The following is a 23190-nucleotide window of genomic DNA, read 5'->3' as shown; positions in this document are numbered from 1 at the left end:
CTCCTTGTTTTATTCATTAAATTGTCAGAAAATTTATTGACAGATTAAAGAAATCGTGTTACAGTAATATCCGCGGGTATCTTTCGATACCAAATCTATTTGAAAGGATGGGGTATGAAACTTTCTCATTATTTAATTGGCTTACTTCTACTCCTAATCTTTCTCTCTATTAGCATTGGGACCAGTGATTTTTCATGGGAAAAGCTCTTTGCTTTCGACCAGCAGACCTGGCTTCTCTTTCAGGAGTCCCGTCTTCCAAGAACTATCAGCATTCTTCTGACCGCCTCTAGTATGAGTATGGCCGGACTGCTCATGCAGACCATCACTCAAAATCAGTTTGCTGCTCCGAGTACAGTTGGAACCACTGAAGCTGCCAAACTGGGAATGGTACTGAGCCTCTTTGTCTTTCCGTCTGCTAGTCTGACCCAAAAGATGCTCTTTGCTTTTGTTTCATCCATCGTATTTACCCTCTTCTTCCTAGCCTTTATGACCATTTTTACTATAAAGGAAAGATGGATGTTGCCTCTGATTGGGATCATCTATAGTGGAATTATCGGTTCTGTGACAGAAGTTATCGCCTACCGTTTCAATCTGGTTCAGAGTATGACCGCCTGGACCCAGGGCTCCTTCTCCATGATTCAGACCCATCAGTATGAGTGGCTCTTCTTAGGGCTCATTATCCTGATAGTCGTTTGGAAATTATCCCAAACCTTTACCATCATGAATTTAGGGAAAGAAACCAGCGAAAGTTTGGGGATTTCCTACTCCCTGCTTGAAAAACTGGCCCTCTTTCTGGTGGCGCTAACGACTAGTGTTACCATGATTACTGTGGGTGGCTTGCCATTTCTCGGGGTCATCGTTCCCAATCTTGTTCGCAAGCACTATGGAGATAATCTAAGTCAAACCAAACTCATCGTCGCACTGGTCGGTGCCAATTTAGTTCTGGTTTGCGATATCCTATCCCGAGTTCTGATTCGACCCTATGAGCTGTCTGTCAGTCTTCTACTAGGAATCATTGGTAGCCTCGTCTTTATCCTACTTCTCTGGAGAGGGGGACGAAAAGATGCAGTCTAAAAGCAAACATACTAAGCTCTTCTGGATTATCATTATTCTTGCCATCGGAGCTTGTCTTCTCTACTTTTGGCCCATCACTCACTTGTCAGCCTTTGCTTGGAAGTTGCGTTCCCAAAAAATCATCGTTTATCTCTTGGTAGCTATCGCGACTGGGATTTCGACCATTAGTTTTCAAACCCTGACGGAAAATCGCTTCCTGACACCTAGTATTTTAGGAATCGAATCCTTCTACGTCCTACTGCAAACCCTACTACTGATTTTTGAAAGCAAGTTTCTTCAACTTGGCAAGTCCCCTATCTTAGAATTCCTAGTTTTGCTTCTGCTTCAATCCCTCTTCTTTCTTGCCTTGCAAGGCTACTTGAAGACACTGATAAAACACGACCTGGTCTTCATCCTGCTAATCTGTCTAGCACTCGGAAGTCTCTTTCGAAATATCAGTACCTTCCTTCAGGTCCTGATGGATCCAAACGAATACGATAAACTGCAGAACAGTCTCTTTGCCTCCTTTCAACATCTCAACACTTCCATCCTAGCCATCGGTTCTCTAATCATCCTCGCTTTGACCATCTTTTTCTTTCGAAAAGCAGTCATTCTGGATGTCTTGCACCTACAAAGAGAAACGGCTCAGATATTGGGACTCGATGTTGAAAAAGAACAGAAAGAACTCCTCTGGGGCATCGTGCTTTTGACCTCAACGGCCACTGCCTTGGTAGGGCCTATGGCCTTCTTCGGCTTTATGCTGACTAACCTCACCTACCTGATTGTCAAAGACTATCGGCACAAGTTACTCTTTATCGTAGCCATTCTGGTTGGATTTATTAGCTTGACCTTGGGGCAGGCCCTGATTGAACGAGTCTTTGCACTGGAAATTCGCATCAGCATGATCATCGAGAGCGTAGGTGGTCTCTTATTCTTTATCTTACTATACAGGAGGGCGCGTCAGTGAAACTGGAAAACATTGACAAATCCATTCAAAAACAGGATATTTTGCAAGGCATTTCGCTTGAGGTCAGTCCTCAGAAACTGACAGCCTTCATTGGTCCAAATGGTGCTGGAAAATCGACTCTCCTCTCCATCATGAGCAGACTTACCAAGAAGGATCAGGGAATTCTCAGTATCAAAGGTCGTGAAATCGAGAGTTGGAATTCACAAGAACTGGCTCAAGAACTGACTATCCTAAAGCAGAAAATCAATTACCAAGCCAAATTGACTGTTGAAGAACTGGTCAGTTTTGGACGTTTTCCTTACAGTCGAGGTCGACTGAGACCAGAAGATTGGGAAAAAATCCGAGAAACCCTGACCTATCTAGAACTGACCAACTTAAAAGACCGTTACATCGATAGCCTGTCTGGAGGCCAGCTCCAACGGGTCTTTATCGCTATGGTACTGGCCCAGGATACAGACTTTATCTTGCTAGACGAACCACTCAACAATCTCGATATCAAGCAAAGCGTCAGCATGATGCAGATTCTCAAGCGACTGGTGGAGGAACTCGGAAAGACCATTATCATCGTTCTCCACGATATCAACATGGCCAGCCAGTATGCGGATGAAATTGTCGCCTTCAAGGACGGTCAAGTCTTTAGCAAGGGAAGAACCGATCAAATCATGCAGGCTGACCTGCTCAGTCAACTATATGAGATTCCTATCACGCTAGCTGGTATCAATGGCAAAAAGATTTGTATCTATAGCTAGTAACATAGAAGCTCAAGTTAGAGAACTTTCAGTCTCTTAGTCAATAAAACCTAGAGACTCCCTAAATCGTTATCACATTTTAAAAAGGAGAAATTATGAAAACATCCCTTAAACTTTATCTCACTGCCCTAGCGGCCAGCTTCTTGCTCCTACTTGGTGCATGTAGTACAAACTCAAGCACTAGTAAGACGGAGTCAAGTAGCTCTGCTCCAACAGAGGTAACCATTAAAAGTTCACTAGGTGTAGTCACACTTTCAAAAGTCCCTGAAAAGATTGTGACCTTTGACCTCGGTGCTGCGGATACTATTCGCGCTTTAGGTTTTGAAAAGAATATCGTCGGAATGCCTACAAAAACTGTTCCGACTTATCTAAAAGATCTAGCTGGAAAAGTTAAAAATGTTGGTTCTATGGTTGAGCCAGACCTAGAAGCCCTTGCTGCTCTTGAACCAGACCTAATTATCGCTTCACCACGTACCCAAAAATTCGTAGATAAGTTCAACGAAATCGCTCCGACTGTTCTATTCCAAGCAGGCAAAGATGACTACTGGACTTCTACCAAGGCTAATATCGAATCCCTAGCAAGCGCCTTTGGTGAAACTGGTACACAGAAAGCCAAGGAAGAATTGGCCAAGCTAGACAAGAGCATCCAAGAAGTCGCAACTAAAAATGAAAGTTCTGACAAAAAAGCCCTTGCCATCCTCCTCAACGAAGGAAAAATGGCTGCCTTTGGTGCCCAATCTCGTTTCTCTTTCTTGTATCAAACTTTGAAATTCAAGCCAACTGATACTCAATTTGAAGATTCTCGCCACGGACAAGAAGTCAGCTTTGAAAGTGTCAAAGAAATCAATCCTGACATCCTTTTTGTCATCAACCGTACCCTTGCCATCGGTGGGGACAACTCAAGCAACGACGGCGTCCTAGAAAATGCCCTCATCGCTGAAACTCCTGCCGCTAAAAATGGTAAAATTATCCAACTCACACCAGACCTCTGGTATCTAAGCGGAGGCGGACTTGAATCAACAAAACTCATGATTGAAGACGCACAAAAAGCCTTGAAATAAGCTACTTTAAACTCAATCACATCTTTACATGATAAAACGCATCCTATCAAGCTCACTCAAACCTGATAGGATGCGTTTTTATCATTTCACTAAAATATTTTTACCTAGCCTCATTTTTCTTCTTGATTCCGTTTAAGGGAAAAATGATCCGGTACGGGGTCCTTGCCTGGTTTCGACCAAGGATGGCAATGTAAAATCCGAGCCAAGCCCATCAAAACACCCTTGAAGCCATGTTTTTCAATAGCCTGAATCATATAGTTTGAACAAGTCGGCTCAAAGCGACAAGAGGGTGGAAAGGCTGGTGAGAGAAAACGTTGGTAAAAGCGCACAGGCGCTATTAAAATTCGTTTCATTATTTCTTGGTTACAGCCATTGTGTGTAGTTGGCTGATTTCTTTTTTGTTAAGGCGACGCGATTCACCTGGACGAAGACCTGTCAAGTCTAGATGTCCAAAACGGGTCCGAGACAACTTATCTACTTGGAGACCAACAGCTTCAAACATCTTTTTAACCTGGTGATTACGCCCTTCATGGATAGTTAACTGCACCACAGAGCGGTTTTTAACTGGGTCCACTTTGAGAATCTCATAGACAGCCGGCTTGGTTTTCTTGCCATCAATCTCAAGTCCACGGGTCAAGGGACGAAGATTGTCCTTATTGGCCACACCTTTAACACGCGCGACATAAACCTTGTCAATCTCATTACGAGGGTGAATCATCTCATCCGTAAAATCCCCATCATTGGTCAAAATCAAGACTCCTGATGTATCCCAGTCCAAACGTCCAACTGGGTAAATGCGCTCTTTTACATTAGGCAAGAGGTCGACTACCGTCTTGCGGCCCTTGTCATCTGTCACACTGGAAATGACACCGCGTGGTTTGTTAAGCAGATAATAGACCTTTTCTTCGTTGTAGATAGGTTGACCTTCAACTTCAACCTTGTCGCCTGACTTGATAGTGGTTGCTAGTTCACGTACCACTTGACCGTTAACCGTCACCAAACCTTGCTTGATCAGCTCTTCTGCTTTTCTCCTACTGGCCACACCTGCGTGGGCAATATACTTATTGATTCTCATCTTCTTCTATCCTTTCACCAAATAATTGGCTTTCTTGGGCTTGAATCTCAAGCTCATCAATCACTGGTAATTCTTCTAAATGGTTTATCCCCATGTAATCTAGGAAATAATCCGTAGTCACATAGAGGTTGGGACGACCCAACACTTCTTTTTTCCCGTCTTCTCGTATCAAGTCAAAGGCCTGCAACTTTGCCAAAGCCCCACTCGAGTTGACCCCACGGATGGCATCAATCTCTATCCGTGTGATGGGCTGTTTGTAGGCAATAATGGACAAGGTCTCAAGGGCAGCCCGAGATAAACTCTGGTTGATAGGTGCCTTAGAGTATTCCTTCAAAATCTCTGAAAACTGAGGCTTGGTCACCAATCTATAAGCGCCCCCTGTCTCAATCAGAGCCAAACTGGAATCTGGGTCCTTTTCATACTTCTGGGCTAATTTTTCTAAACTCTGTTGGATGCCTGTCGGTGGCAGAGAGAGGAGTTCAGCTAACTGGCGGACTCTAATCCCATCTTCACCCGCTACAAACAAGAGCGCTTCTATTTTTGCTAAAGTACTCATCTTTCCTCTCTATCAAGTCTAGCTTTGGGCCACTTGACTTTCTTCCTTCTTTTCCATGAGATAAATATCTCCGAAACTTTCCTCTTGCACGAGGATTAGTTCCTGGGTTTTGATTAACTCTAGGGTTGCCAAAAAGAGGGTAATGACCTCTTGGAGATTCTGGGCTTCCTTGAACAAATCCTGCAAGCGCAATTGATCTCGTCCAGTCAAGGACTCTTTTACGATAACCATCATGTCCTCAATCTTATACTCATCCCGCAGGATAGTCGTGTGATTCTGTGTAAACTCCTCTTTTTTCTTGGCTAGGATATTTGAAAAAGCCAAAAAGAGGTCAATGGTCGTCTTGTCATGAACAAGCTCCGCATCTTCGTAAATCAACTCTGTCGGCGCTTTGGAATAGTGCTGAGCCCGTTCTTGGTGCTTGGCTTCCAAGTGCTCCCCCAAGAGCTTGAACTTGCGGTATTCTTCGATTTGAGAGAGAAGATCCTGCTCTAGGTCATCCTCCAAGTCTGTCACTTCTGCTACCTTTGGCAAGAGCTTGCGGCTCTTGATCAACATGAGCTGACTGGCCATAACCATATACTCACCCGTCACTTCCAGACGCATGGCCTGCAGAGTTGAGACATAGGCTAGATACTGTTCGATGACTTCCGTAATGGGCACATCATAGATATCCATCTGGTACTTAGAAACCAGGTGCAAGAGCAAATCCAGGGGCCCTTCAAAATCTTTTAATTTAATATCCATTATCTATATTTTTCTAAGGTCAGGACTGTTTTTAATCCTAATTTTTTTGCAATTTCGTACAAATCGACCTTCTTTTCAATTTGTCGTAGAATGAACTGTTCCCGCAAGGCTTGAGCTGATAAGGCTGGGAAACCTTTCTCCTTGACAAAGGATTCTAGCTGACGAAAGGCCCACTGACGAGAATAGGCTTTCCCTCCCCTTTCAAAAAGATAGGTCTGCCCCATCAAGGGTTCCAACTCTGACAGCAAGGTCGTGGGAATGGTGACAATTCTCTGTTGGGAAGCCTTCTTGATTCGCAACACTTGAAAGTCCAGATTGACGTCCGCAACCTTAAGGGCTAAAATCTCACTCGGCAAGAGCCCCATTTCCAAGATAAGTAGAGCCAGTAAACGCCCCTCTGGAACGTCGCTTTCCTGCCAAAAAGAGTCTAGGTCTAACAGTTCTGGCTTTTCGGTCTTCTTTTCAGCTTGTTTGGCTAATTCCAAACGATAAAAGCTGTCCACTTCTCCTTTTTGATAGAGAAAGTAGAGAAATTGGTTACAGGCCGAAATCTTTCGCTTCTGGGCGCTGATTTTTAGATTGGCTAGCTGGGCTTGGTAAATCTTGAGACTAGTCTCAGAAATCCGCTCGCCCACTACGTCTAAAAATTGCTCCAGATCATACTTATAGGACTGCTTGGAATTGGCAGATAAGCCCTGCTTTTCTTCTAAAAAGGCTGAAATCCTGTCTCTCATTTGCATCGAATCTCATATTCCTTACTAAAGTCATGCAAGAGGGCATTGACTGCCTTGAGGATAGACTTGCGCGTGATAATTCCTTGGAAAATACCAGACGCATCCACAACCGGCAAGAAGGACTCATCTACCAGCTTGTGCAAAACCTCCGTAATGGTAAAATCAGGCGAGACGACCGCTACGTCCGTTCTCGTCATATGAACAATATCCGTATCCGCCATGATTTCTTGACTCAAGTCATGCTCCATCTGATAAGCCATAATATCTCTGAGCCCAATCGTCCCAACAAACTGTTTTTCATCTGTTACAACAGGAACACGGGTATAGGTCATCTGACTGAGCAAGAGGGTCGCATGATCCGCATTGTGAGTATCAATCAACACAGCTAGATTTTTAGCAGGAGTCAAAAAAGTTTCTTCTTGCCCCAATAAGAAAGTCTCAAACTCCTTGGCAATCATCGGCTAAACTCCTTGGACAAGCCCGGATACACCTCATGGGCTCGTGTCAAAAAGTCCACTTTAAAATAACTGTCATCAATCTCCACACGAGCATAGAGACACTCTCTGATGGTCCCACGTGGTTGACTGATAGAACCTGGATTTAGAAAAAGAGTCTTTCCTTCCATCCAAGCGCTTGGCACATGCAAGTGACCATAAAGGCAGATATCAGCCTCTTCCTCCTGAGCCCAGTAGTCCAACTTTTGAAATTTGAAATTAATGTCAAACAAGTGACCATGGGTTTGGATAATCTTGGTCGAACCAAGCTCAGTCACCAAACGTTCTGGGTAACCTGCATAGAAATCCATATTCCCTTTAACAACACGGATGCCTTCCCAAAGGGGAGAATCAGGACGCAGTTCAGAATCGCCATTATGAAAAACGGCATCAACTTTGCCCACATAGCGATCACGGATTTCTTCCACAATCAAGCTATCGCCATGAGAATCGCTCATTACAATGATGGTTTGCTTTGCCATGATGGAAATACCTCCAAAAGTTTCTTAACGGCTAAGGCACGGTGAGATTGGCTATTTTTTTCTTCAAGGGTTAACTCAGCTGATGATTTGCCTGTCTCTCCCACTAGGAAAAGGGGATCGTAGCCAAAGCCATTTTCACCCTTAGGTTCAAAGTTAATGTAGCCTGGCCAGTCAGCCTCAACAACTAAACTTTCCTTGTTTGGGCTGGCTACGACTAGGGTTGTATGGAATTGAGCCGAGCGGTCTTTGAGTTCAAAGACCATGGCCAACTCGTGCAAGAGTTTAGCATTATTTTCACGGTCAGTAGCTCCCACTCCTGCGAAACGAGCTGACCAGACACCTGGCAAGCCGCCTAGGACATCGACTTTGAGTCCAGAATCATCTGCCAGAACCATCTTGCCCGTTAATTTGGAAATGGTTTCTGCCTTGAGGCGGGCATTTTCTTCGAAGGTCATACCTGTTTCTGCTACTTCAGGTAAGTCAGGGTAGTCATTAAGATTTTCCACATCGTAGCCTAGCTTGTCAAAGATAGCTCGAAATTCCTTGGTCTTGCCTTCGTTTCGAGTCGCAATCAATAAGGTTTCTCTGACCTTGTTTGTCTCAAAGAAATCATGAATATTGACCCCTTCTTTAGGCAATTCTACATGCAGGAGTTGCCCATTTTCAACCAAGAGCAGAGCACCCTGACGTTGAATAACTTCCAAGTTTCGTCCCATTTCTTGGTTGAGGATATCTACCACAAAGGAGAACAAACGATAGAGAGAACCATAGCGTAAAACAGTAACAGAAACAGGAAAACCTCGATCCTCATCTCGAAATCTTTGGGCAAACTCCAATAGAGGAAAATCCAAGTCATCATCCGTCAACGTCCGGACGCCACCAAAAATACCATAGGACCCGACATACCAGTCCTGTTCATCCTTATATTCATAAATTTTATTTGTCATAATTCTACATGCTCCACATGAATCTCTTTTTCCAGCCATTCTTCACCAATTTGTGCAAAACTTTGGCTGCTGGCTGTTGTGTAAAAACGGTGATGGAGTGGTCCAGCATCGCGACCACGATTGATTTCAAAATAATTGAGTAAGACTGAGATGTCCCGTACGCACTCTGCCCCACTATCAATGAGCTGAACCTTGGGTCCCATGACATTTTGAATAATAGGTCTGAGCAGTGGATAATGGGTACAACCCAAAATCAGGCTATCCACCTTTCCAACCAAGGGACGCAGGGTTTCATAGACCACTTTCTTGGTGACACTGGTTGACAGGGCACCAGACTCCACCAAGGGAGCAAACTTGGGACAGGCCAAACTCTCCACCTGTAAGTCCGGATCCAAATCATGGATTTTCTGACGGTAGATGTCTGATTGTACCGTCATGGGTGTTCCAATCACTCCGATTTTCCCACCTTGACTGGACTTGATAGCTGCCGAAGCTCCTGGCAAAATCACACCTAGGACGGGAATATCTAGTTGAGCCTTGATTTCTTCCCAGACGACCGCAGTTGCAGTATTACAAGCAATGACAATCATTTTGACATCCTTGGTCAAGAGAAAGTTGATCAACTGCCAAGTATATTCACGAATTTGCTCAGCAGGACGGGGACCATAGGGCGCCCGTGCCGAATCTCCAATATAGACGATTTCTTCATGGGGAAGTTGGCGCATGAGCTCGCGCACAACGGTCAAGCCCCCGACACCCGAATCCAAAAAACCAATTGGTCGATTATCCATACAGTCTTCTTTCTAGTCTTTTTTCTGATTGATAGTTCATTATGATTATTGATCCTTATGAACTGAATGACAGCCTAATCAATAACTATCTCTCTTAATCATAATCAAATATCAATAGAATGCAAGGAAAAAGTCTCATCCCTAAACATAACCAACATAGTGAGAAGTCTGGAACTTTCATCCCAGACTTTTCCTTATTTATTTTTTCTTTTTATTGTTAGCAAGGGCGGCCTTTTGTTGGCGGATGATTTGGTGGTATACTTGTTGTACCTTAGCTTCGCTTGGTTTTTGACCATTTGCACTCAAAAGAGTACGAACTGCTTCAGCATTCAAACGTGGGTTGTCAGCGAATTCTTTTTCAATTTGCTTACGAACCAAGTACATTCCTCCAAGAGCTCCTCCTAGAAAAGCTAGCACAATCAATACAATTGCTAATAGTAAATCCATCATTTTTCTCCTGTTTCTTTTTGAGTCTCTTTCATTATACCACAAACTAGCCACCCTGACTAGTTTGTTTTACGCTTTCAGGGAGGGAATAGACAGCAAAAAGAGCCCTGCTTTTCTACGAAAGAGGGTTCCTTGCTGAGTTTGTACTCAATGAAAATCANNCAGGTTGCTCAAAGCACTGTTTTAAGGTTGCAGATAGAGCTAACGTGGTTTGAAGTGATTTTAGAAGAGTATCAATTTCATATTTCTGCCTATCCATTTGTACTAATAAAAGACTGAGACACTGGATCTCAGCCTTTTTATTTATCCCAAAACCAATTCATCACTGACTAGACTCTGGCCACTATTTTTCTGGAATAGATGCATGAGATCTTCGACTGTCAGATGCTTTTTCTCTTCTCCTTTTACATCCACCACTATCTTGCCTTGATAGAGCATAATGAGACGATTGCCGTACTCAATAGCATGGTTCATATCGTGGGTAATCATCAAAGTCGTCAACTGATGGTGTTCCACAATCTTTTGCGTCAAATCCATTACCATTTGACTAGTTTTCGGATCAAGTGCCGCAGTGTGTTCATCCAACAACAAGAGCTTAGGTTTCACCAAGGCTGCCATGACTAGGGTCAAGGCCTGTCTTTGTCCTCCTGAGAGATATTGAGTATCTACTTTTAAGCGGTTTTCAAGACCAATATTCAACTCCTTCAAGGCCTCTTGGAACTGGATTCTATCCTTCTCCTTCACGCCCCAACCAAGCCCTCTCTTCTGCCCGCGTCTCAAGGCAATAGCCATATTCTCCTCAATTGTCAAACGAGAAGCTGTTCCCATCTTAGGATCTTGAAAAACACGGGCAATATCCTTAGCTCTCTTTCTTACACTCAGATTTTTAATGGATTTCCCTGCCAATAAAAGGTCCCCTTCATCCACCGATAGATTGCCAGCCAAGATATTCATCAAAGTGGATTTCCCTGCTCCATTTCCACCGATTACAGAGATAAAATCTCCCTCTTCAACCTCTAAGTCTAATCCTTTGAGGACATGGTTCTCATTGACCGTCCCTGCTTCAAATGTTTTGTGAATATTTTCAAGTGTTAACAAACTTGCCATAACTTTCTCCTCCTATTCATTTCTCAGTTTCAAACCACGAATCTTTAATCGCTTTTGCAATTCTGGTGCAAATAGAACTAAGGCGAGCAAGATTGCATTAAAGAGACGAACTAAGTTTTGATCTAGATTTGGAATTTCATAGATATTTAAAATAATCAAACGGTAAACAATAGCACCGATTCCGATGGATAACAGGCGACCTCCAATGGTCAAATCGTGTATCAAGACTTCCGCAATAATCACTGCACTCAAACCAACAACAATGGTTCCTGTCCCAGAAGTCACATCTGAAAATCCATCATTTTGGGCAAACAAGGAACCACATAGGGCAATCAAGCCGTTTGAAATCATGTAACCAACAATCTTCATGGTGTCTACATTGACTCCATTGGCCTCACTCATCGGAATATTGTCCCCAGTCGAACGCAAGACCAAGCCAATCTCTGTTTTCATCAAAAGGGTCAAGACCAAACAAACAAGTAAGAGACAGGCCGAACTAAATAAGAAAACAGCTTCTTCATTTGACAGCCCTAAGCTTGCCAACTGTTTAAAGACGGTTGCAGAATCTCCCAAGGAAAGATTGGGCACATTTCCCATGATTTTAATATTGATCGAATAAAGCCCTGTCAAGGTCACAATCCCTGTCAAGAGAGCTGGAATTTTCATCTTGGTGTGGAGCATTCCTGATACAAGACCTGCTACCATACCTGCCAGCAAAGCAAGTAAGGTCGCAATCCAAGGATTTGTCCCTGCCTGTATCTGAGATACGACGACAGCCGCCCCCAGTGGAAAGGCTCCTTCAGCAGTCATATCCGCAATATCCAAAATACGGAAAGTCAAGTAGACCCCAATCGCCATAATCGACCACAACAAACCTTCTGATAAACTAGATAATACAAAATTCATCTTAAACCTCCTTATTCCTTGCCTTCCAACTTACTAATATCAATTCCTAGTGCATCTGCCATTTCTTGATTGGTATGCAATTCCAGCTTTTCAGGCAACTCAACTGCTATATTTTCTGGCTTCTCACCTTTTAAGACACGAACCAGCATTCTTGCTGTCTGACGTCCCAATTCTTCATAATTGGTTCCGTAGTTATACAAGCCACCAACCGCAATCATTTCTGTTGAACCACCAAATACTGGAACCTTGTGTTTAATAGAAACCTGCTTGACTGTTTCCATGGTTGATGAAATGATATTATCCGTTGGTACAAAAACCATATCTACCTCTGCCATCAAGCTTTCTGCAGCAGCCTTGACGTTGTTACTGTCCAAGATTGTTTTTTCAACAACACTAAAGCCTTTTTCTTCCAGAAGGCGCTTAGCTTCATCCTTTTGGACAACTGAGTTTGGCTCGCTCTGAGTATAGAGAATTCCAATCGTTTTAGCTTTTGGCAACACTTTCTTTATCAAATTGATTTGGGTTGAAATGGCATCTGATGACTGATCGCTTGTCCCAGTTACATTGCCCCCAGGATGCTCTCTTGACTCAACCAACTTGGCACTGACAGGATCTGTTACCGCTGAAAAGATAACAGGTGTCGTTTGCGTTGTATTAGCCAAGCTCTGAGCAGAAGGCGTTGCGATGGCTAGAACGACATCACTAGATTCTGCTAGTTGCTGGGAAATGGTTTTTAGATTTCTTTGCTCACCCTGTGCATTTTGCAAATCAATCTCAATATTTTTCCCCTCAACATAGCCTTGCTTGGCCAACTCATCCACAAAACCTTCTCTAGTAGCATCCAAAGATTGATGAGTAATAAACTGCGAAATACCGATACGAAAAACATCTTTTTTCTTATCTGCCTTCAACTGATGCAAACTGATCAGAGAGATCAAGAGAATCCCCACTACCAAGAGAGGTGCTAGTAATTTTCGAACAACTTTCATAATGAAACTCCTTCTCAGAAAAGATAATACTCAATGAAAACCAAAGAGCAAACTAGGAAACTAGCCGCAGGCTGTACTTGAGTACGGCAAGGCGACGTTGACGTGGTTTGAAGAGATTTTCGAAGAGTATAAAACAAAAAACCGCCTAGATAATACCTAAACGGATGCTTGAAATAATCTAACAAGTTACAACTTAGCTAGTCCATTTAGATATTCATCTATATGGACCACAATCAAAAATCTTAGCCACATAGATACAAACAAATTGCTTGAACTGTTTGCATCCATGGTGACATGTCTACAAACACTATCTAAAGTAGCTAAAGTAAAAGTTTTGATTCATCGTTACAGCTTGTTTCTTATTCATTTCTTTTCTGCTTTCTTTTTTGATGTTTCCTATCTTACCACCTTTTTTATCAGCTGTCAAGAATATTTCAGAATATTTTAAAATTTTTCGAAAATTCTTTCATAATTCTTTCAATTCTTTCATGATTCTTTCAATTCTTTCATGATTCTTTCAATTCTTTCATGATTCTTTCAATTCTTTTAGGATAATTTCAAAGATTTGCCCATTAGACAAAATAGAACGATTTGAAGACTTTTATGATATTTAGCTGTATTAGAGTCTTTTAAAAGTGTTTTGATGGCTTGTATTTCTTCTTTGGTTGATTTTATATCACTATTATATAATGCGTTTTGATTTTAGTATAGTATTAAACTGACTCTTGGCAGTCGGACAAAAAATCGACAGTTATTTTATACTGTTTAAAACCAATAGTCAATACGACAATCTCTTTACTTTTCGATTATCAACTCTGTAGATTGCTAACATATCCAAAATAAGCCAAGTATCCCGAGGATAGGCAACATATCTAGGTGTCCAAATAGGATTAAACTTTTGTTTATACTGTCTAAGACCACTAAATGAATAGAATCGATTAGTGAAGGCATAGATGAGATAGGCTACTTTTTCTTGTAGAAAGCTATGTTTCTCAGTTCCTACATTTGACAACGGCGCCATGCCTAATTCAAATAAACGAACTCCTTCTTCTTTAAAATGAAGTAATAATTTCACAAAGAGATAATCCATAATACCATTGGGTGCTGTCCTTAAGTGGTAGCGCATCAAATCGATGCTAGCTTCTTCAGGACCATTACAAGCTAAAAAGGTAACAAAAGCCTGAACCTTATCTTCCTTATCCCTTACAAGGGCTATTGGTGCTAATTGAATGTACTTCTCATCAAAAAATCCAAGTGAAAACCCTTTTTCTTGGCGACCATCTAGCCAATTATCCGATATTTCTGTAAGGGTGTTAAGCAACTTCTTATCAAAAGGTGGTTGTAATACTTGGAATTGATACCCCTTGCTTTCTAATCGATTAACAACTGTTCTAAATTTCTTTCCTTGTTTTCCTTCGGTTGTAAACCTATCCAGTAATACCTGAGCAGTCTCCCCAAATTTCATAAAGTCGTACCCATATTCATGAAGTAATAGGGTGGTTTCTTGATTAATTTCGTAAAAAATAACAGAGACATTTATGTACTCCGCAGCCTCTAAAAACTTAGATAAGCCTTTTTCTAAGTATCCTGACTGTGCCAGTGGATCCGACATAACGACACATTTATTATTTTCAATTGCAAATTGGAAAACAACCTTGTCTTGACCATCCTCTTGGTACCAATAAAGGTATTTGTCATCTAAATAAGCCAGGGTAGCATCTAAATTTATATTTGGTATTGTTGCAATAAAGTCTTGATAACGTTGCTTATCGAAAACTTCTCCAAAATTCTCTTTGGTTTGACTGCTCTCACGGAGTACCAAAACATACGAAATCACCAATATCAGAGACGAGCCAAAAAGATGAATCCAGTGTGTAATCAAATGAGGAAGATGTTTAACTTCAAATACATGATGAGGGTTCAAATGTCCTAACAAAACAAGGGCCAAGAAGAAACTTCCACCAATATACGATATATCCTTACAACAATCTTCCCAAGCATAAATATAATGACTACGAACAAATGTATTTCTAATCCACCATATGATAGACAAAATAATGATTAGAAAAAAACTACTTGCGAATGAAAGACTACCAATATTCAAATAAACAAGGCTTACTAGACCTAGTACAGTAGCGAATGGTAATGTAAATTTTAAACGTCGTTTAACTAGTCTTGCAAGAAGGAAGAAGTGTACGCCGAGAATGATACTAGGAAGTTGAAAAACAAACTGTCCAGTGCTAGGTGAAAGTTCTTTAAACAAAGGAAGATGTCCTAATTCTTGAGGAACTATAGCTGACACCACGAGGAAGAAAGCAAAAAGTCTCAACCCCCAAACCAATACTATAGTGGATAGTGATCCAATAACCTTTTGAGGAATTCCCAAATATTTCTCATTAAGTCGACCACCCATATTTTTTAAGAATAAAACAACCCCTAAACAGAAAGGAAGAATATAATAGAATAAACGAAATACTAGTAACCAACTTAGCGCCTGATCTTTATCAATACCAAGGCCAACTAAACCAGATACCATAATTAAATCGAAACTACCTAGGCTACCAGGAATCATCGATATAATGCCAATTGTAATAGCAATCATAAAGAGGGGGATTACATCATAAATTGGTAAATTGTAGCCTAAAACATACCCAACCAAAAGGAAAAAACTTAATACACTAGCCCAATCAAGGGCAGAAGTTAACACTAATGATAAAATTGTCCTTCCACTCAATTGACCAAAATAGACCCATTTTTTTCTATTTGAAACAAATAAAATAATTGGAAGATAGAGACAAGCTCCCAAAAGAGCTGGCCAATATTGTTTAATCCCCATTGAAATAGGAAATATAATTGTGAAAATTAAACTTATCAGTGCAAACAGTGAGAAACCACTCATAAAATAAGGGATGACACGAGAAATTCCTTGCATACTTTTTTCAGAGCGTTCTTCATCTCCATAGAAAGAATAGCGTAAACCAACATCCACCAAACCGGCAAAGCCAATCATATTATTCAAGCTATTTATAGTCCAACTTGTTTCTAGTAAGTAAGATAATTTTTGTTTCTGATTAAGTTCTTTATTTAGGATTCTATCATAGAGCATCATTGGCGCAACAGCCATAGAACCGAGCAAAGCTAAACTAATGACTTTTATTGGAGAGAGTTCCCCCAAGATTGCTCCAATCTTATCAACCGAAATTGTCTTAAAAAGTCTGATTATCTCTACAATAACGAGACTAACAATAGATAAAAATAAGGTAATCTTGATGAGTGTCTGCCATTTTTTCACGCAATTCAAAATTGTTCTCACAAGCTCTTCCTCTTATCCTAATAAAGTTTGTAATATTGGAATAACAACGATAAATAGAACCGTACTTAGAGTCACCACGTTCGTAGAGAATTCCACATCTCCTTTTCCCTGATTAGCAAGGATTGGGAGAACAGCTAGAGCTGGTGTAGCGGACTGAATCATAAAGGTCTTAAATTCTACTGTCGCCATATCTGGTGCAGAGAACTTCAATACAAGAAACATAATCAGAGGAGCTAGGATAAAGCGTCCAACTAAAGTGACAATTGTATCTTTATCAAAAGTAATAGTATTCAAGCCTGCCTTTGCAAGAACGATACCAATATAAATCAGAGATAAGGGAGTGACGATATTTCCAACATAAGTTAAGGTATTTGTTGCGAAATCTGGAATGGAGATTCGGAGAATCAAAAATAGTAGAGCGACAAGAAAACCTACAAGCGGAGCTGGAAGCAATTTCTTCCAGTCAAATTTAGTTTTCTTCTTACTTTGACCCGATTTACTATCGCTCGTTATCACATACACGCCTAATGTCCAGGTAGAAATCGTGTTAGTGATATAGTAAATCAAGAAATATGGAAGAGCCTGATTACCAAAAAGAGCAACGTTTAATGGTAAACCGATAAAAATAGTATTGGCATTCACAAAGGTATTAATCATGGTTCCTCGCCGTCCTGGACGAACCTTGAAAAGCCTAACCGCAATATAAGCTACGATATAGCCCAATTTAAATGCTACAAAAGTATAAAAGAGTCCTCCAGAAAGACTGATTAGTTTATCTAGCGTTAGGTATTTCATCACCGACACAAAGATTGACGCTGGCAAGGCTACATTCATGATCAAACGAGATAGATTGGATCCAAAACTATCTCCAAACCATCCCCTCACCTGAAGAATATACCCCAAAACAATAATAGCAATAATCGGAATGATACTCGTAATCGAGGTTAAAAAGAGTGACATAGGTGTCCTTTCTAAATTACTTAAGTCCACAGGCCATACAAATCTGCCACTATAGAAGGATAGCAGCAGAAATGAATTATTTATACTCTGGATACCACTTCAAATCACGAACTGCTTTGGCCATATCTGTTTCCTTAGCGCGTGCAAGACCTTGCTCTTGTGCTTTTTTAGCGACTGCTTCTGCTACTTTAATAGAAACATCTGCTACATACTTGAATGGTGGCAAGACAGGAGCTCCTGGTTGGTCTGGATTGACAATACCACTCAATGAATGCGCCGCTGCTCCAATCATTTCATCAGTCAAAAGACTTGCTTCAGAAGCCAGCATACCTAGACCAAGACCTGGGTAAATCAGGGCATTATTTGCTTGACCAATCACATAGTCTACACCTTTATAAGAAACCGTATCAGCAGGAATTCCTGTTGCGACAAAAGCTTTGCCATCTGACCATTCAATCAAATCTTTGGCACTAGCTTCTGCCAATTTAGTTGGGTTTGACAAAGGGAAGATCATTGGACGTTCTGTGTTTTCACACATAGCTTCTACTATTTCTTTAGTGAAGGTATTAGGCTGAGTTGAAGTTCCTACAAGAATGGTTGGCTTCACAGTCTTCACTACTTCAAGCAGGTCAGTCAACTTATCTGCGTTACTAAAGTCAGCACGTTTCTTAGCAAATGGTTTTTGCTCTGGTGTCAAGTCATCCATGTCATCAAAGAGAAGACCTTGTTTATCAACCATAAAGAAACGTTTATAGGCTTCTTCTTCAGAAAGACCTTCACTTACCATTTCACGAAGAACACGAGAGGCAATTCCTGCACCCGCAGTACCACCACCATAGCAGAGATAAACTTGATCTGTTAATTTTTCACCACTAATATCCAGCGAACCAAAGATACCACCCAAGGTAACGATTCCCGTACCTTGAATATCATCATTAAAGGTCGGAATTTGTTTCCGGTATTTTTCAAGAATATTGGCAGCATTCAAGCGACCAAAATCTTCCCAGTGAAGGTAAAGTTTAGGAAAGAGACGTTCTGCTGTTTGAACAAATTGGTCAATGAAGTCGTAGTAACGATCTCCGCGGACCCGTTCGTGACGATTTCCTAAGTAATTAGGATTGTTACGAAGTTCTTCACGGTTAGTCCCTGCATCAATGACTAAAGGAAGGACCATTGAAGGATCGATTCCAGCAGCAGCCGTATAGACCATCAATTTCCCAACAGAAATATCGACACCATTTGTTCCCCAGTCGCCAATTCCAAGGATTCCTTCTGCATCTGTTACAACAATGAGACGAATCTCGCGACCCCCGGCAGCGTTTTTCAAAGTGGCTTCAATATTTTCAGGATGATTGATATCAAGATATCCCGCATATTGGGGATCTACAAAAAGATCACTATAGCCTTCAATGGTATCTGCAATGGTTGGATCATATACAATTGGATTGAATTCTTCCAAATGTTGAGAAAAGAGGTAATAAAAAAGAGTCCTGTTGGTATTAAAAATTTCCATTAGGAAAAGACGTTTTTCCAGATCATTGGCTTTTGTTTGCATTTGTGCATAAGTTTGCGCCGCTTGTTCTTCAATCGTTTGAACATACGGTGGCAGTAAACCAATAAGGCCTAGTTCCTTTCGCTCCTCTAAGGTAAAGGCAGTACCTTTATTGAGGAAAGGATTGTTTAAAATATCATGTGCAGTCATAGTGCAACCTCCTTTTTATTTATATTATACCACATGAAACGAATTGTTCATGAAACGTTGTTGTTTAAATAATACAATTGTATACGCATATGTTATAATGAGCCTACGAAAACAATTTCTAATAGGCTCTTTTATACTTAAAACACTATTATTGATAATACTTTAAGTTGTTATATTTTATAAATTTCTGAACTCATCAAACTCTCGATGATCTCTCTTTACTAAAAGTTTCGAGTAAAAGAAACCAATCATACAAATTGACAATCCTCATTAAAATAAATATCATATAAGTTTGTTATGTAGTACTTTGTATTTTTTAAGGTGTTTTTTTGTCATATAAAACTTGTATTCTATTTATATGACAACTAAAAACTATTTACAACAATATATTTCCCAAAAAGTGAAATATTTTCGAACACAGAATAAAATGAGCCAGGAAGAACTTTCGGAACAAGCAGGACTCGGGCTTAAGTATATCAATCAACTTGAAAACCAAAATGTGAATCTGACCATTCACAGTCTTGAAAAAGTGATTGACGCACTAGAAATGACCCCAGAGGAATTTTTCAATTTTGATAGCCTTGAATCAACCTCTGATAAGAGTGACAATCTTTCACTCAAAAGAATCAACATGAAGATTAAACAGCTCCCTATTGATAAACGAGAAAAGATGTTGGTCATTTTCGAGAGTATCTTAGATAATCTTTGAGATCCCTGACTCACTTACATTTTAACTGGTGAATACTCGTATAGTCAAATTATAGGATACGGATAAAAATTATTTATCTGCTGTTTTCCACTTATTTTCCTTCTCCAACTAATGAAAGTGAGCCCATATGAATTTAAAAGATCTACAATATTTTTATGACCTCTGCCAACTTCAATCCTATACGGAAGTAGCAAAACAACATAAAGTCAGCCAACCATCTATTTCTTATGCTATCAAGCGCTTAGAGGAATCCTTTAACTGCAAATTGATTTACCATGACCCCTCGCATCGTTCCTTCAAGCTAACTCCTCAAGGACAAATCCTTCTAAAGCATACAGAACTGATTTTACCTGAGGTCATTTCTACTCGCAAAGAAATTAATCGCTCCTTGGCACAATACTCTACTGTAGGATTCCCTCCTATTATCATTCAATATCTCTTTGCTGCCTTAAACGAAAAAGATAAATTCGATTTTTTAAAAAAGATACGCCCTATCCGCGGTGGCTCCGTAGAGTTATTAAACCTTCTCCTTAAGGGAGACCTTAATGCAAGCCTACTCGGTTTGATTGAACCTCTCAACTATCCTTCAATAGAGACACACGAGCTATTTCATAAAGAACTGTATGTCGTTTTATCTAAGAACCATCCTTTTGCCACTGCTCCTTCCCTCGCTTTTGAAGAATTAGCAGATCAATCCTTTATACTCTTAGATGAACACTTTGTTCACCTGAAAGCTTTTGAAATGCTTAATCAAAAGTATCAAAACAAGGCAGAAATATTCTTTAAGACTGATGACATTGCCATCCTTAAAGAACTTTTAAAGAAAGGGATTGGCCTTAGTTTACTGGCTGATATCGCACTTTCTGATGAAGATGATGATTTAATAAAAATTCCGCTTATACCGAAGGATAAGATAACTTTTACAGTTTATTACGCCTACCTTAAATCAGCTACACCGTCATCAGAAGTAGAAGCCTTATTTAATCTCCTTAAATCATATGAATAGAAAAAACTCTAACTATCAATGAACTGATAGCTAGAGTTTTTTACATTGTAGATATTATACTCAATGAAAATCAAAAAGCAAACTAGGAATCTAGCCGCAGATAGAGCTGACGTGGTTTGAAGAGATTTTCTAAGAGTATTAGACTATAGTAGATTGAAACTAGAGTAATACGCCGCGACTTCTAAAACTTTTCTAGAAATGAATTTGACTTTCCTAATAAAGTTGTTCAGATTTTATTTCATCTCACTATAATTCAATGATTTTCTAAGAATTCTATTTCTTTCGAAAATTCTTTCAGAACGCTTTCAAAGTTTTTCAAATCAGTCCAACAAAAAAGGTTTATAATTTCCATAAAAGTTGACATGGAAATTATAAAACCATTATTAGTTTAGTCCTTGTTGGTAACGCGCCAATTCGGCTTGGTTCGCCCAAACATAGTGACCTGGACGGATTTCTACCATGGATGGCTTATCAGTCTCATAGTCGTGTTGACTTGGATCGTAAACCTTCAAGACCTTCTTGCGTTCCAAGATTGGATCTGGAATTGGTACCGCTGAAAGTAAGGCTTGAGTATATGGGTGAATTGGATTGTTAAACAATTCTTCTGTTTCTGCAACCTCTACAATAACACCCTTGTAAATAACTGCGATACGATCTGAAATAAAGCGAACGACCGACAAGTCATGGGCGATGAAGAGATAGGTCAAACCAAGTTCTTTTTGGAATTTTTTGAGCAAGTTCAAGACTTGGGCACGCACAGAAACGTCCAAGGCTGAAATTGGCTCATCCGCAATAACAAAGTCTGGTTGCATGACCAAGGCACGGGCAATACCGATACGTTGACGTTGACCGCCTGAGAATTCATGAGGGTAACGAGTCAAGTGCTCAGCAAGAAGACCCACTTCACGGATAATATTTTTAACTTTCTCTTTACGTTCTTCTTCATCCTTGAACAGATGATGATTGTAAAGACCTTCAGAAATAATATAATCAACAGTCGCACGTTCATTCAAACTTGCCGCAGGGTCTTGGAAAATCATCTGGATACGACGAATCAATTCCGCAGCTTGTTCACGCGATTTCTTTCCATTAATCTTTTGACCTTCAAAAATGATATCTCCATTACTTGTATCATTAAGACCGATGATAGCACGACCAATAGTTGTTTTCCCACTACCTGACTCACCTACAAGCGAGAAAGTTTCTCCCTTGTTGATAAAGAAGTTAGCATTTTTAACTGCGACAAACTTCTTACTTCCTTCACCGAAGGAAATTTCTAAATCTTTGATTTCTACTAATTTTTCAGACATTTCCTTCCTCCTAGTCTTCCAGATGGGCAAATCCCATTTTTTCACGGATCTTATCGTGGAGATTTGCAATCACAGCTGGTTTTTCTACTTTTGGAGCATCCTCATGAAGGAGCCAAGTTTTAGCCCAATGTGTCTCTGATACTGAGAATTGAGGAGCTTTTTGTTCGAAGTCAATCTGCATTGCATAGTCAGAACGCAAGGCAAAGGCATCCCCTTTCAGGTCAGTATAAAGTGACGGAGGTGTTCCTGGGATTGAGTAAAGATCCCCTTTATCATCAGCAAGCTGAGGCAAGCTAGACAAGAGACTCCATGTATATGGATGGCGAGGGTCATAGAAGACTTCCTCAACAGTTCCATACTCAACGATTTCTCCTGCATACATAACCGCTACCTTATCCGCAATACTTGCCACCACACCAAGGTCGTGAGTGATAAAGATTGTTGTGAAATGGTACTCGTTTTGTAAAGATTTTAGCAAATCAATAATCTGAGCTTGAATAGTTACATCCAAGGCAGTCGTTGGCTCATCACAGATCAAGACATCAGGTCGGCAGGCAAGGGCAATCGCAATAACGATACGTTGACGCATTCCTCCAGAATATTGGAATGGGTATTCATCAAAACGTCTATCTGCGTCTGGAATCCCAACCTTATTCATGTAGTCAATGGCCAATTCTTTTGCTTCTTTAGCTGTTTTTCCTTGGTGTTTTACAATAACTTCTGTAATCTGACTACCAATTGTTTTAATTGGGTCCAAACTAGTCATTGGGTCCTGGAAGATAGTCGCAATCTTAGCCCCACGAATTTGTTCCCAATCCTTGTGAGAAGATAGATTTGTCAAATCCTGACCACGGTAGTCAATGCTACCTTGGGCAATGCGACCATTTTCTTCAAGCATACCTGTGAAAGTCTTTGTCAAAACAGATTTTCCTGATCCTGACTCACCTACCAAGGCTAATACTTCTCCTTCAACTAGTTCAAGAGAAACGCCGCGAATGGCTGTCAATACTTTGTCACGAACGTCAAATTCCACGACAATATCGCGAGCAGTCAAAATTACATTTTTTTCTTTTGTCATTTCTACT

The 23190-nt window shown here is 40.5% G+C and carries 24 protein-coding genes and 1 pseudogene; 6 read left to right on the top strand and 19 right to left on the bottom strand.

Translation table 11 applies throughout. The annotated features are described in order from the left end of the window. Window positions 1–114: 114 nt before the first annotated feature. The 4 genes from HT685_RS05680 (at window position 115) to HT685_RS05665 (ending at window position 3830) form a co-directional block, all read left to right on the top strand. Entirely contained in the window at window positions 115–1074 is a 960-nt protein-coding gene (locus HT685_RS05680; RefSeq protein WP_173278965.1) for an ABC transporter permease, read from the top strand. Continuing rightward, window positions 1064–2020, top strand: a complete 957-nt coding sequence (locus HT685_RS05675; protein ID WP_173278964.1) for an iron chelate uptake ABC transporter family permease subunit — start codon at window positions 1064–1066, stop codon at window positions 2018–2020. Before HT685_RS05680 ends, HT685_RS05675 begins: the two co-directional genes overlap by 11 nt. Next, window positions 2017–2769, top strand: coding sequence for an ATP-binding cassette domain-containing protein (locus HT685_RS05670; RefSeq protein ID WP_173278963.1), 753 nt, complete (start codon window positions 2017–2019; stop codon window positions 2767–2769). Before HT685_RS05675 ends, HT685_RS05670 begins: the two co-directional genes overlap by 4 nt. A gap of 95 nt (window positions 2770–2864) precedes the next feature. Further along, window positions 2865–3830 carry a siderophore ABC transporter substrate-binding protein gene (locus HT685_RS05665; RefSeq protein WP_173251417.1) on the top strand — a complete coding sequence of 322 codons (966 nt, stop codon included), beginning with the start codon at window positions 2865–2867 and terminating at the stop codon, window positions 3828–3830. A gap of 110 nt (window positions 3831–3940) precedes the next feature. On the opposite strand, the gene yidD is transcribed toward HT685_RS05665, so the two are convergent. The 17 genes and pseudogenes from yidD to HT685_RS05580 form a co-directional block, all read right to left on the bottom strand. Then, window positions 3941–4183 carry a membrane protein insertion efficiency factor YidD gene (yidD, locus tag HT685_RS05660; RefSeq protein ID WP_173251419.1) on the bottom strand — a complete coding sequence of 81 codons (243 nt, stop codon included), beginning with the start codon at window positions 4181–4183 and terminating at the stop codon, window positions 3941–3943. Next, window positions 4183–4905, bottom strand: coding sequence for a pseudouridine synthase (locus tag HT685_RS05655; RefSeq protein ID WP_001222228.1), 723 nt, complete (start codon window positions 4903–4905; stop codon window positions 4183–4185). The genes yidD and HT685_RS05655 overlap by 1 nt, the downstream gene beginning before the upstream one ends. After that, window positions 4892–5461 (bottom strand): SMC-Scp complex subunit ScpB, encoded by a 570-nt coding sequence (scpB, locus tag HT685_RS05650; RefSeq protein ID WP_020903100.1) that lies wholly within the window; start codon window positions 5459–5461, stop codon window positions 4892–4894. Before scpB ends, HT685_RS05655 begins: the two co-directional genes overlap by 14 nt. Window positions 5462–5479: 18 nt before the next feature. Then, window positions 5480–6208, bottom strand: coding sequence for a segregation/condensation protein A (locus tag HT685_RS05645; RefSeq protein WP_125447803.1), 729 nt, complete (start codon window positions 6206–6208; stop codon window positions 5480–5482). Continuing rightward, window positions 6208–6942: a site-specific tyrosine recombinase XerD gene (gene xerD / locus HT685_RS05640; protein WP_345789534.1), complete on the bottom strand. Its 735-nt coding sequence runs from the start codon at window positions 6940–6942 to the stop codon at window positions 6208–6210. Before xerD ends, HT685_RS05645 begins: the two co-directional genes overlap by 1 nt. Further along, the gene (gene cbpB / locus HT685_RS05635; RefSeq protein WP_020903098.1) at window positions 6939–7400 is read right to left on the bottom strand and encodes a cyclic-di-AMP-binding protein CbpB; all 462 of its coding nucleotides are present in this window, start codon (window positions 7398–7400) and stop codon (window positions 6939–6941) included. The genes xerD and cbpB overlap by 4 nt, the downstream gene beginning before the upstream one ends. Further along, window positions 7397–7918: a metallophosphoesterase gene (locus tag HT685_RS05630; protein ID WP_173226064.1), complete on the bottom strand. Its 522-nt coding sequence runs from the start codon at window positions 7916–7918 to the stop codon at window positions 7397–7399. Before HT685_RS05630 ends, cbpB begins: the two co-directional genes overlap by 4 nt. Continuing rightward, window positions 7894–8865 carry a nucleoside-triphosphate diphosphatase gene (locus HT685_RS05625; RefSeq protein ID WP_173226062.1) on the bottom strand — a complete coding sequence of 324 codons (972 nt, stop codon included), beginning with the start codon at window positions 8863–8865 and terminating at the stop codon, window positions 7894–7896. Before HT685_RS05625 ends, HT685_RS05630 begins: the two co-directional genes overlap by 25 nt. Then, window positions 8862–9656, bottom strand: coding sequence for a glutamate racemase (gene racE, locus HT685_RS05620; protein ID WP_173226060.1), 795 nt, complete (start codon window positions 9654–9656; stop codon window positions 8862–8864). The genes HT685_RS05625 and racE overlap by 4 nt, the downstream gene beginning before the upstream one ends. Window positions 9657–9854: 198 nt before the next feature. After that, window positions 9855–10103, bottom strand: a complete 249-nt coding sequence (locus HT685_RS05615; protein ID WP_000364990.1) for a YneF family protein — start codon at window positions 10101–10103, stop codon at window positions 9855–9857. A 303-nt stretch (window positions 10104–10406) separates the two neighbouring features. After that, window positions 10407–11210 (bottom strand): ATP-binding cassette domain-containing protein, encoded by an 804-nt coding sequence (locus HT685_RS05610; protein ID WP_000157661.1) that lies wholly within the window; start codon window positions 11208–11210, stop codon window positions 10407–10409. A gap of 12 nt (window positions 11211–11222) precedes the next feature. After that, window positions 11223–12116, bottom strand: a complete 894-nt coding sequence (locus HT685_RS05605; protein ID WP_173226058.1) for an ABC transporter permease — start codon at window positions 12114–12116, stop codon at window positions 11223–11225. Between the two features lie 11 nt (window positions 12117–12127). After that, window positions 12128–13105: an ABC transporter substrate-binding protein gene (locus HT685_RS05600; RefSeq protein WP_173226056.1), complete on the bottom strand. Its 978-nt coding sequence runs from the start codon at window positions 13103–13105 to the stop codon at window positions 12128–12130. 555 nt (window positions 13106–13660) lie between these two features. Beyond that, window positions 13661–13780, bottom strand: a pseudogene (locus tag HT685_RS05595) (IS630 family transposase); the annotation flags it as partial. A gap of 103 nt (window positions 13781–13883) precedes the next feature. Further along, on the bottom strand, window positions 13884–16418 hold the full coding sequence (mprF, locus tag HT685_RS05590; RefSeq protein WP_173226054.1) for a bifunctional lysylphosphatidylglycerol flippase/synthetase MprF: 2535 nt from the start codon (window positions 16416–16418) through the stop codon (window positions 13884–13886). A gap of 12 nt (window positions 16419–16430) precedes the next feature. Continuing rightward, window positions 16431–17378, bottom strand: coding sequence for an AEC family transporter (locus HT685_RS05585; protein WP_173226052.1), 948 nt, complete (start codon window positions 17376–17378; stop codon window positions 16431–16433). 76 nt (window positions 17379–17454) lie between these two features. Next, entirely contained in the window at window positions 17455–19080 is a 1626-nt protein-coding gene (locus HT685_RS05580) for a malolactic enzyme (protein WP_173226050.1), read from the bottom strand. A gap of 358 nt (window positions 19081–19438) precedes the next feature. On the opposite strand from HT685_RS05580, the gene HT685_RS05575 reads away from it, so the two are divergent. Next, window positions 19439–19789, top strand: a complete 351-nt coding sequence (locus HT685_RS05575) for a helix-turn-helix transcriptional regulator (protein WP_000208712.1) — start codon at window positions 19439–19441, stop codon at window positions 19787–19789. A gap of 127 nt (window positions 19790–19916) precedes the next feature. Then, window positions 19917–20795: a LysR family transcriptional regulator gene (locus tag HT685_RS05570; protein WP_173251421.1), complete on the top strand. Its 879-nt coding sequence runs from the start codon at window positions 19917–19919 to the stop codon at window positions 20793–20795. Between the two features lie 383 nt (window positions 20796–21178). On the opposite strand, the gene HT685_RS05565 is transcribed toward HT685_RS05570, so the two are convergent. Continuing rightward, a complete protein-coding gene (locus HT685_RS05565) occupies window positions 21179–22105 on the bottom strand; it encodes an ATP-binding cassette domain-containing protein (RefSeq protein WP_042900321.1) in 927 nt (308 codons plus the stop codon). Window positions 22106–22115: 10 nt separating this feature from the next. Continuing rightward, window positions 22116–23183 carry an ABC transporter ATP-binding protein gene (locus HT685_RS05560; RefSeq protein ID WP_173226046.1) on the bottom strand — a complete coding sequence of 356 codons (1068 nt, stop codon included), beginning with the start codon at window positions 23181–23183 and terminating at the stop codon, window positions 22116–22118. Window positions 23184–23190: the final 7 nt, after the last annotated feature.

Source organism: Streptococcus sp. 5004, assembly GCF_013276755.1.
GTDB lineage: Bacteria > Bacillota > Bacilli > Lactobacillales > Streptococcaceae > Streptococcus.
Note: the sequence above shows the minus strand (reverse complement) of the source record. Positions and strands in the feature narration are given on the sequence as shown.